This is a genomic window from Microbacterium sp. SGAir0570, assembly GCF_005491085.2.
Lineage (GTDB): Bacteria > Actinomycetota > Actinomycetes > Actinomycetales > Microbacteriaceae > Microbacterium > Microbacterium arborescens.
In genome coordinates this window covers 2,448,866-2,458,737 of record NZ_CP027929.1, presented here as the reverse complement: position 1 = coordinate 2,458,737, position 9,872 = coordinate 2,448,866, and the positions used below count along the sequence as shown (strand labels likewise).

11 protein-coding genes and 1 riboswitch are annotated in these 9,872 nt (G+C 71.2%); of the genes, 6 read left to right on the top strand and 5 right to left on the bottom strand.

The features are described 5' to 3' along the window. Positions 1 to 152: 152 nt before the first annotated feature. On the bottom strand, positions 153 to 1,100 hold the full coding sequence (locus C1N74_RS11760; RefSeq protein ID WP_137750585.1) for an alpha/beta fold hydrolase: 948 nt from the start codon (positions 1,098 to 1,100) through the stop codon (positions 153 to 155). A 54-nt stretch (positions 1,101 to 1,154) separates the two neighbouring features. Between C1N74_RS11760 and C1N74_RS11755 the strand changes: the two genes are divergently transcribed. The 3 genes from C1N74_RS11755 to C1N74_RS11745 all read left to right on the top strand — a co-directional run bounded on the left by C1N74_RS11755 (position 1,155) and on the right by C1N74_RS11745 (position 2,885). Continuing rightward, positions 1,155 to 1,631, top strand: coding sequence for a carboxymuconolactone decarboxylase family protein (locus C1N74_RS11755; RefSeq protein WP_023955292.1), 477 nt, complete (start codon positions 1,155 to 1,157; stop codon positions 1,629 to 1,631). After that, positions 1,628 to 2,350: a tyrosine-protein phosphatase gene (locus tag C1N74_RS11750; protein WP_137750584.1), complete on the top strand. Its 723-nt coding sequence runs from the start codon at positions 1,628 to 1,630 to the stop codon at positions 2,348 to 2,350. Before C1N74_RS11755 ends, C1N74_RS11750 begins: the two co-directional genes overlap by 4 nt. 73 nt (positions 2,351 to 2,423) lie before the next feature. Continuing rightward, complete coding sequence (locus C1N74_RS11745; RefSeq protein WP_023955288.1) at positions 2,424 to 2,885, top strand: SIP domain-containing protein; 462 nt, start codon at positions 2,424 to 2,426, stop codon at positions 2,883 to 2,885. A 6-nt stretch (positions 2,886 to 2,891) separates the two neighbouring features. Here the strand turns inward: C1N74_RS11745 and C1N74_RS11740 are convergent, their stop codons facing one another. From C1N74_RS11740 to C1N74_RS11725, 4 genes are all read right to left on the bottom strand, one after another. Continuing rightward, the gene (locus tag C1N74_RS11740) at positions 2,892 to 3,341 is read right to left on the bottom strand and encodes a Fe-S oxidoreductase (protein ID WP_088380269.1); all 450 of its coding nucleotides are present in this window, start codon (positions 3,339 to 3,341) and stop codon (positions 2,892 to 2,894) included. Positions 3,342 to 3,352: 11 nt separating this feature from the next. Next, positions 3,353 to 4,201 (bottom strand): arginase family protein, encoded by an 849-nt coding sequence (locus C1N74_RS11735; protein WP_071919265.1) that lies wholly within the window; start codon positions 4,199 to 4,201, stop codon positions 3,353 to 3,355. An 84-nt stretch (positions 4,202 to 4,285) separates the two neighbouring features. Next, positions 4,286 to 5,020: a PspA/IM30 family protein gene (locus C1N74_RS11730; RefSeq protein ID WP_137750583.1), complete on the bottom strand. Its 735-nt coding sequence runs from the start codon at positions 5,018 to 5,020 to the stop codon at positions 4,286 to 4,288. A 41-nt stretch (positions 5,021 to 5,061) separates the two neighbouring features. Beyond that, positions 5,062 to 7,101 carry a TPM domain-containing protein gene (locus C1N74_RS11725; protein WP_181405523.1) on the bottom strand — a complete coding sequence of 680 codons (2,040 nt, stop codon included), beginning with the start codon at positions 7,099 to 7,101 and terminating at the stop codon, positions 5,062 to 5,064. A 181-nt stretch (positions 7,102 to 7,282) separates the two neighbouring features. Here C1N74_RS11725 and C1N74_RS11720 point away from each other — a divergent pair, with 181 nt between their 5' ends. From C1N74_RS11720 to C1N74_RS11710, 3 genes are read left to right on the top strand one after another with little or no spacing between them, the layout of a single operon-like run. After that, positions 7,283 to 8,116, top strand: a complete 834-nt coding sequence (locus C1N74_RS11720) for a DUF3097 domain-containing protein (protein WP_137750582.1) — start codon at positions 7,283 to 7,285, stop codon at positions 8,114 to 8,116. Positions 8,117 to 8,165: 49 nt separating this feature from the next. Continuing rightward, a complete protein-coding gene (gene trmB / locus C1N74_RS11715; protein ID WP_071919268.1) occupies positions 8,166 to 8,915 on the top strand; it encodes a tRNA (guanosine(46)-N7)-methyltransferase TrmB in 750 nt (249 codons plus the stop codon). A gap of 16 nt (positions 8,916 to 8,931) precedes the next feature. Next, a complete protein-coding gene (locus tag C1N74_RS11710) occupies positions 8,932 to 9,789 on the top strand; it encodes a CPBP family intramembrane glutamic endopeptidase (protein WP_237049155.1) in 858 nt (285 codons plus the stop codon). A 17-nt stretch (positions 9,790 to 9,806) separates the two neighbouring features. Further along, positions 9,807 to 9,871, top strand: a riboswitch (guanidine-III (ykkC-III) riboswitch). Position 9,872 lies beyond the last annotated feature (1 nt).

Here is a 9,872-nt window from a genome sequence, read left to right as displayed (position 1 = left end):
GTGGCATCGTTGCTGTCCGATGCGCGTCCGCGAACTCAGTGCGGCATACAGCCTAGGGTCCGCCGCGACCGCGAGACGCATTCACCGACGTCCAGCGTCGCACGGCGACTCCCTATTTCATCGAGAGCGGGCGGTGCGCAGGCTGAGCGGTGTCAGGCGGTGGTGGCGTCGCGGATGATGCGGGCGAGCTCGGTCGGGAGCTCCTCCTGCACATTGTGGCCCGATTCCACCGTGACGATGCGCGCTGCGGGAACGCGCTCGCCGAACCGATCGACGTCGGCATCGGTCAGATAGCCCCGTGTGCCGCGTACGAGCGTGATGGGCGCCGCCGCGGCGGCGAAGTCTTCCCAGCCGGATGCCGCGAGGGTGGGCGCCAGCGCATCCTGCCGCTCGGATGCCGCGGCCGCGGCGCCGGGGTCGGCGGCAAGCTGGTTGGCGATGCGTGCGAAGTGGTGCTTCCACTCCACGCGGCCGTCGTCGCGCACGCGCGAGTTGAGGAAGACGCCGCGCTCGGCCGCGGTGCGGTCTCCGCCGAGCCCGAACGACAGTGCACGCTCGACCATCTCCGCGCGAGAGGCCCAGCTGGTCGGTCCGGCGAAGAACCGCCGGATCTGCGACGCCGCTCCGGCGGGGTCGAGCCCGGGCGCGATGTCGACGATCACGAGGGCACGCACGAGCTCGGGGTGCATCGCGGCGAGGGCTGCGGCCGTCAGGCCGCCGAGCGACTGCCCGACCACGACCTGCGGCGTCGTCGTCCACTGCGCGAGCGCCGGAGCGATGTCGGCCGCGAGGGTCTGGCCCGTGTAGTCCGCGTCGTCGCGCCAGCCGGAGTCGCCGTGGCCCGGAAGGTCGAACGCCAGCGCCGGCCGCCCGAGCGCGAGGACGGTGCGATCCCATGTGTGGGCGTTGAGGCCGGCCCCGTGGAGAAGGGTCACCTCGGGCTCGCCGTCGCCGAGTCGCAGCGCGCTGATCGGGCGCCCGTCGGGTGCGAAGGTGAACAGCCGCTCGGCCACGGGCGCCGGCACACCGGCTTCCGCGGCCTGGACGGGCAGGAACGAGAACTCGTCGAACGTGTCGTCGTGCACGGTGATCCTTCGCATTGGGGAGGGGACCATTCTCGCGCGACGGGGGAGGGCGGTGGATAGGGTTGACGCATGAATCCGGAGCGGCGCATCCATCTCGCCAAGGCGGCTCGTCCGGCCTACGACGCGCTCGACGCGTTCGCCCGCACGGTGGGCACCATCGCGCAGGATGCCGGCATCGACGAGCGTCTGAAAGAGCTCGCGCTCGTCCACAGCTCGCAGCTCAACGGCTGCGCCTACTGCGTGCGTGTGCATGTGGGCCGGGCGGTGGCCGCCGGTGTGACGGCCGACGAGATCGCCCAGCTCGCCACCTGGCGCGAGTCGGGGGTCTTCGACGAACGCGAGCGCACGGCTCTCGAGCTCGCCGAGGCGTATGTGCACATCGCCGACGAGGGCGTATCGGACGAGCTGTACGACCGCGTGGGCGGGGTCTTCTCCGAGGCGGAGTACGTCGCGTTGAGCTGGCTCTTCATCTCGATCAACGCGTTCAATCGCCTGACGATCGCGGGCCGGTACCCGGTGCCGCCGCTCCCGCGTCCCGCCGGATGAGCGGCGCGGCATCGCTCTCGGTACCGGGAGCCCTGAACTTCCGTGACACCGGTGGCCTGCGGGCAGGTAGCACCTCGACCCGGTCGGGCGTGCTCTATCGGTCGGGAAACCTCTTCCGTGTCGACGACGCCGGGCGCCGCGCTCTCAGCGATCTCGGGCTGCGCCGCATCATCGACCTCCGCGACGACGACGAGGTGCGTTCCGAGCCCACGGTTCTCGGCGATCTCGTCATCGCAACCCAGCGGGTGCCGCTGTTCCTGGGGTCGGTCGCCTCGTTGTTCCGCGCCGACATGTCGCTCGAGTCGATGTATCGCTCGCTCGTCGACGACTCGGCTCCGCGCGTGCTCGAGGTCGTCCGCGGGGTCATCGCCGATCAGCCGGTGCTCGTGCACTGCACGATCGGCAAAGACCGCACCGGAGTGACGATCGCGATGATCCTCGCGGCAGCGGGAGTGGACGAGGATGCCGTCGTCGACGACTACGCCCGCACGGAGACGATGCTGCCGGCCGAGCGCAACGCGCCGATCCTCGCGTATCTCCGCGCGCACCACCCCGACGCCCCGCAGCTCGTCGATCTGGCGACGCGCTCGCCGGCGCCGGTAATGCGCGGGCTCCTGGCCGACCTGCGCGAGCGATTCGGTTCCCCGGCCGACTACCTCCGGTCGCACGGACTCGCCGACGACGAGCTCGCCGAACTGCGCCGCGTCATCCTGATGTGAGACCTCGGAGGAGGCGTGGGGTTTCGACTGGGTAGGTAAGGCATGCCTACACCGCGGGTATAGTGGAGTCATCATGACCGAGCTCCACAGCGCCGCCGCCTGTCGCGCCTCGAAGCACGTCCGGGTGCAGCACCTGGTGACGGCCGACGAGCACTCGCTCGCCGAGCTCGAGGCGCTCCTCGCAACGCTGCCGCTGTGCTCGACCGGGCGGGTCTTCATCGAAGTGCCCGACGCCGCGTGGATCGGAACCGTATCGGCGCCGGCCCGCATGGTCGTGACTTGGCTCGACCGTTCGCGCCGAACCGGCGCCCCGGGTTCGGGCCGCGGCTGCGGTTCGGGTGAGGCGCTCTCTCGCGCCGTTACCGCGTGGGCCGACGAGATGCTGTGCACGGATGCTGCGAAGGCGACGCGCGTGCACCTGCTGGGCGGGTTCCTCGGCACGGCCGACATCGTCGATCACCTCACCGCGCGCTGCGGAATGGCCGCCGCGTCGATCCACACGCCCGAGCGCTTCGGGCTCGCGACCGCCCGCTGAGGTCTGTCAGCGGCTCTCGGCGCGCCGTGGGATGTAGTTGCCGTCGGCCAGTCCCGCGTCGATCTCGAATCGGTTGCGCAGGGGATCGCGTCCTGCGATCAGGTAGAGAAGCGGCATGAGCATCCCGTAACGCCGCCACTGCCGCGCGTGCACGGCCTCGTGCGTGAGGATCCGTTCGCTCGGCTCGCGGTCGCCGGTGAGGAAGCACGATCCGACGCAGACGCCGCCGCGACCGAACGTCCAGCCCGGCATCCCGCGGAAGACCCACAGCCCGTGGCGGCGCTCGACGCGGCCGGTCGACCACAGCGTTCCCCAGGCGAATCCGAAGGCGGTGCCGATTCGGGCGCCGAACTGGCTGATGGGGGAGTCGAGCAGCACCCGAGGGATGAGCCGATCCAGCGACTCGCCGCGTGCGACCGCCGCGTCAGCTCGCTGCCGCCATCCGTCGGGCGGCATGCGGACACCGCTCACGCCAGGGCTCCGACGACCCGGAGCACGGAACCCATGTCGTCCACCACGGCTTCGGGATGCGGCGGGGCGAACCCCGAGACGGATGCGCCGATGAGCGGGAGGCGTCCGCGCAAGACGCCGATCGCGTTCGTGAGGGTCGGGATGTCGAGCCCGAACGGCACGGCCGCGCTCACTCCCGTGATCGCCGCGGGGTCGAGCACGTCGAGATCGACATGGACGTACACCGATGCCGCGCCGGTGGCCGCCACCGCATCGGCCAGGCGGGCCGGATCGGCCAGCTCGTCGACGCCGAGATGCGTCAGACCCGTCGAACGCATGACCTCGGTCTCTGCATCGTCGAACTCGCGGGCGCCCGCCAGAACGATGCGATCGGCGGGCACCGCGGCATCCGGTGACAACGGGGTCGCATCGAACACCGCGCGCAGGGCCATGCCGCCGAAGGCTCCCGAGGGCGATGACTCGGGAGTGTGCAGATCGCCGTGCGCGTCGAACCAGACGACGGTCGTGTCGGGATGCAGCGAGGCCGCGTGCGCGATCGCCGGCACGGCCACTCCGCAGTCGCCGCCGACGACCACCGCGTGCCCGCTCTGACCCCCGCCGCTCGAGTCGGCCGCGACGTCATCGGCCTCCACGAGGGCAGCCGTGATCAGGTCGCGGGTGCGCTGGAGCGAGCTGAAGCGGCGGATGCCGCTGCCGAGGGCCTCACCGGCCTCGACGGGTACATCGACCCGGACGGTCGCGCTGCGCGGGAGGTCGCCCGCAATCGCGTCAGCACCGTCGATCAGAGTCATCGACCGGGTCGAGGGCGAGCCCTGCCATTGCGGGACCACGATGAATCGGGTCATTCCTTCGTCCTTCGTCGGGCGTTCTCAGCGGGTGGAGCGTCGACGCCCGGGTGGCAGCGCCGACCCGGGCGTCGATATCGGCGCTCAGCGCTCGATGGCGCCCGCGGCCCCGCCCGTCTTCAGCGCGGCGAGCCGTGCCTCGACCTCGGTGAGCTGACCGACATCCTCGAGGCTCTCGAACTGCGCGTCGAGGCTCGAGGCGGCGAGCTCCTGCTTGCCGGCGGCGAGCGCCTCCTGGCGGCGCACCTTGTCTTCGAAGCGACCGAGCTCGCTCGTCGGGTCGAGCACGTCGATCGACTTGACGGCGTCGTGGACGCGGTTCTGCGCCTCGGCGGTCTTGGCGCGCGCGAGCAGCTCGGAGCGCTTCACGCGCAGCTGGTCGAGCTTGACCTTCATGCCGTTGAGGCCGTCCTTGAGCTTCTCGACGACCTCGGTCTGGGTCGCGATGGTCGGCGCGATGGCGCGAGCCTCGTTCTCCTCGCTGATCTGCCGCTGCAGCGCGACCTTCGCGAGGTTGTCGAACTTGTCGGCGTCGGCGGTGTTGCCCACCGCGCGCAGCTCGTCGGCCTTGCGGCTCGCTGCCAGGGCCTTGTTGCCCCACTCAGCCGCGGCCTGGACGTCTTCCTGGTGGTCGCGTTCGAGCAGGCGCAGGTTGCCGATCGTCTCGGCGATCGCCGACTCCGCGTCGGCGATCGAGTTGGTGTAGTCCCGCACGAGCTGGTCGAGCATCTTCTGCGGGTCCTCGGCCTGGTCGAGGAGGGCGTTGATGTTCGCCTTCACAAGCGTCGAGATGCGACCGAAGATGGACTGCTTTGCCATCGGGGTTCCTTTCGTGGGTGGTCTGGAAGAGGAGAAAGTCGTCAGAAGCGGCCGCCGCCGCGGCGAGAGCGGCCTCCGCCGCCGAAACCTCCGCCGCCGCTGCGACCACGGGAACCGCCGCCGAACCCGCCGCGCGATCCGCCGAACCCGCCGCCCAGGCCGCCGCCGAAGCCGCTGCCGCCGAAGCCCGACGAGCGGCGTCCGGACGACCCGCCTCCGAGGAGCGAGTTCAGCACCATGCCGCCGATCATGGCACCCATCATGCCGTTGGAGCTCGAGCCGGACGACCCTGTTGCGAAGCCGCCGACATCACTGCGCGCCGCGTCTATCGCGAGTCCGCTCAGCTGCGTCGCACGCGTTGCATCGGCCAGTGCCCGCTCGGGTTCGATCTGCGCGGTCGCCTCGGCGCGGTCGAGCGAGGCGCGTGCTTCGGCGATGCGCGTTCGGGCGGTCGCGCCGACGGCGCCGCGCCTCGTACCGATGTAGTCCTCCGCGGCGGAGACCTGGGCGCGGGCCTGCTGCAGCTGCTGTTCGAGCGTCTGCCGTGCGCGGGCGGCCCGCTGCGCGGCATCCCGGGCGCCGGCAAGCGCAGCGTCGATCGCGGAGTTCGCACCCAGGAGCGCGGACAGTGCCGCCTGCGGGCGGCGGTGCTCGCCCGTCAGCTGAGCGCGCGCGGCATCGATCTGCTGCCGCGTGGCGGAAGCGACCGCGGCGAGTGCGCCGTCGGGGTCGGGGACGCCGACCGCTGCAGCGACATCCTGTTCGAGGTCGGTGATGAGCGCAGCGGCGTCGCGCTCGGCGGTGGCGAGGTCGGTTGCGATCTTCTCGACCGAGGCTTCCAGCTGAGCAGCTTGAGCGACAGCTCCCTCGGCTGTGCGCAGCGATACGGCCGCGGCGGCGCCGTCGCCCGCCGCGATCGACTGCTGCGCCGACGCGAGCTGCTCATCCGCGTAGGTCAGGCGGCTGCGAGCCTGCTCGGGGTTGTCGTCGATGGTCGCGAGCTCCTCGGGGGCGTACGCCGATCGCAACCGCTCGAGAGAGGTGACCGCCCCGTCGAGCCCGGCCCCGGCGGCGTTGCGCTCCTGCTGGATGCGCGCGAGCGCCTCGGGAGCGTTCTGCTCGAGGTCGCGCAGACGGTCGAACTCGTCGGCACGCGCGTCCAGCTCGGAGTCGGCGTGCGCGCACAGCTCGAGGATCCGCGTGTGGATGGCGCGGACATCGGCCTCGGTGTCGGGCTGGTCATCGTCCAGGCGCTGCTGCAACGAGAACGCCTCATCGAGGTCGCGTCGCGCCTGAGCCAGCGTCTCGGCGAACGCAGCGGCTGCGTCGTCGCCGAACTGCGCAGTCGCGAATCCGAGCTCCTGCTCGCTGGTGCGGATGGCGTCGTCGGCTGCCACGAGCGCGCTGGCGGAGCGCCGGGCGAGCTGCTCGATCGGCTCGGCCGCCGCGCCACGGACGGAGGCGCGGCCGGCCCCGCCGCGCCGACGGCGGACGAACACGACGATGACCGCGATCACGGCGCCCACGGCGAGGATCCCGAGGACGATCGTCAGGCTCGAAACGCCCGAGCCGTCCGACGCGCCGCCGGATCCGCCGCTGGATCCACCGACCGCAGCCGCGAGCCCTCCAGCTGCGGCGAACGCTGCGCCGCCCCAATCCTCTGCACGGAGCTCCGGAAGGATGTCGCGGGTCTCGATCGTGCCCAGGGTGTCGCCGTCGACCGGGCCGTTGGTGTCGCCCGACAGGTAGAAGTTGCGCTGCTCGGTCGCGATCGCCAGCACGTACTGGGTCGTGCCGAGACCGCCGCGCTCGGCGACCGCGTTGGCCCAGCCTTCGGCGTCGGACGGACTGGTGAAGGCGTCGACGTAGACGACCCACAGATCGACGCCCGCCTCGGAGCTCAACGCGGTGAGCCTCTCGTCGACGGCACGCTCCTCGCTCGACGAGAGCGCATCGGCCTGATCGACGACGCGTCCCGAGCCGAGGTCGACCGGGTCGGTCGCCCAGGCCGCGGCGGAGCCGCCCACGACGAACATCAGGCTCGCCACGATCGAGAGCGTCACCGCTCGGAGCACGCGCATCCGTTCCCCTTCCGAGGTCGGAGGACCGGCCTCGTCTCCACTCTATTGAGGGCGTCGTGTCCGAGCCTATGCCGGGACTGTGAATCAGCGGGCAGCGGAATCGCGGCGCGGATACCCGGCGACGGGAACGGCCGCGGTTACGCTGACCGGCGGCCCGACGGGGCGCGAGGCGGGAGAAATCATGGACGACAGATACGGCACCGATGTGCTCGCGAGCGGATGGCGGGACGCCGGACGCAAGGTCGTGCCCGAGGTGCCCGCCGAACCCGATCTCGTCGTCGAGGTCGCGTCGGACGGCTACTGCGGGGCCGTCGTGGCGGTGCGCGGCGGGAACGTCGAGCTCGAGGATCGCCTCGGAAAGGTGCGCCTGTTCCCGCTCGGGGGCGGCTTCCTCGTCGACGGCGAGCCGGTCAAGCTCGTGGCGCCGAAGGCGGCGCAGCCGGCCGGCCGGCTGCGGACCGCCTCGGGCTCGTTCGTGGCTCCGCAGCAGCGGGCGCGCGTGGCACGGGCGTCGCGCATCCTGGTGGAGGGGCGACACGACGCCGAGCTCGTCGAGAAGGTGTGGGGTGCCGACCTCCGCGTCGAAGGCGTCGTGGTCGAATATCTGCAGGGGATCGACCTGCTGGCGGACCTCCTGCGAGACGAGCCGCCCTCCGCCGAGCGTCGCTACGGGGTGCTCGTCGACCATCTGGTCCCGGGCTCGAAGGAGACCCGAATCGCGGAGCAGATCCTGCGCGGTCCGCACGGCGCCCATCTCAAGATCGTCGGGCACCCCCACATCGACGTCTGGCAGTGCGTCCGCCCCGAGGCCGTCGGCATCCGTGCGTGGCCGCAGGTGCCCCGCGGCATCGAGTGGAAGACCGGCGTCTGCCGAGCCCTCGGCTGGCCTGCCGAGGACCAGGCCGACATCGCGCACGCGTGGCAGCGCATCCTCGGATCTGTTCGCACCTACCGCGACCTCGATCCTGCGCTGCTGGGCAGGGTCGAGGAGCTCATCGACTTCGTCGCGGCCTGACCGAACGCGCGGGGTCGGCGCCGCCCCGGCCGGTCGATACCCTGGACTCATGCCGCAGACCGACGCGCCCGACACCGGTGACGAACCCCGCTACCGCGAGCGGCCCGTGTCGTTCGCGCGTCGCAGCGGACGGATGAGCGATGGACAGGAGCGAGCCTGGAACCAGCTCGGCGACTTCTACAACATCCCCGTCGAGCGCGATCAGGCCGTGCTGAGCGTCCGCCCGGGCTCGGAGGTCGATCCTGCGGCGTTGTTCGGCCGCATCGCGCCGCTCGTGGTCGAGATCGGCTCCGGGCAGGGGCACGCCATCGTCGCGGCCGCGCAAGCCGCGCCCGAGACCGACTTCCTCGCCGTCGAGGTGTTCCGGGCCGGGCTCGCCCGCACCATGCTCGACGCCGATCGTGCCGGCGTGCGGAACCTGCGCCTCGTCGAGGCGAACGCGCCGGAGGTGCTCGAGCACCTGCTGCCGGCGGCATCCGTCGACGAGCTCTGGATCTTCTTCTCCGACCCCTGGCACAAGACGCGTCACACGAAGCGGCGCCTCATCTCGCCGGATTTCACGCCACTGGCCGCGCGGGTGATCAAGCCCGGCGGCGTGCTGCGTCTGGCGACCGACTGGGAGGACTACGCCCGACAGATGCGCGAGGTGATGGGGGATGCCGCGGGCTTCGCCCCCGCCTTCGACGGAGAGTGGGCGCCGCGCTTCGAGGGACGCGTGATGACGGCCTTCGAGCGTAAGGGCATCGCGAAGGGGCGCGACATCCGCGACCTCGCCTACCGCCGCATCAACGCGGCCTGACGGGAGGGCGGACGCTGTGAAGACGCACCCGGGACTGGCCGCTCGTCCGATCGTCTCGGCGAGCACCGTGCCGGCGCTTCTGGTGTGTCTGGCTGCACCCGCCTTCTTCGTGCTGCTGCAGCCCTGGCTCGGGTGGACGCTGCTCGTGCTCGGCCTCATCGCCGCCCTCGGTGTCGACCGGTGGCGCGTGGGCGAGGATACGCGGCCCTCGCTGGCGCGCGATCTCTCGCTCATCGCCCTCGGTCTCGTCGTCGTGAGCCTGATCGATCTGAAGGCCGAGCTCGACAACCTCGCGATGCTGCGCTTCACCCTCGCGCTGGGAGGTGCGGTGCTGTTGCCGTACCTCGTGTCTCGCTTCGTCTACCGCGATCACGCGATCCGCTTCCCCTGGCGTGGCGGAGGGCGCTGGACGACGTTCCAGTGGGTCTGGCTCGCCGCCGTGCTCGTGCTCGGGTGGCTCATCCTGCCCTTCTACTTCATCACCTCGGGCGTCTACACGAACTGGCCGGTCGTCGACACCCCCGATCTCATCGCGCGCCTCTTCATCGGCGTCGGTGCCGTGGGCATCTGGGACGAGCTGTTCTTCATCTGCACGTGCTTCGCGCTTCTCCGGCGGCACTTCGCCGACGTGTCGGCGAACGCTCTGCAGACGATCGTGTTCGTCTCCTTCCTCTGGGAGCTCGGCTACCGCGCCTGGGGTCCGGTGCTGACGATCCCGTTCGCGCTCCTTCAGGGCTACATCTTCCTGCGCACGCGGTCGCTCACCTACGTCGTGACGGTGCACCTGCTCTTCGACGCCGTCGTCTTCGGCGTCCTCGTCCACGCGCACAATCCGGGGCTTCTGGACGTCCTCTTCCTCGTCCCTGCGCCCTGACGCGAGCTACGCTGGAGGACGGGGCCCCGGCCGGGCCCGCGGACGAGGGAGCAGTACCCGCACCAGACAAGACTGACTCGGAC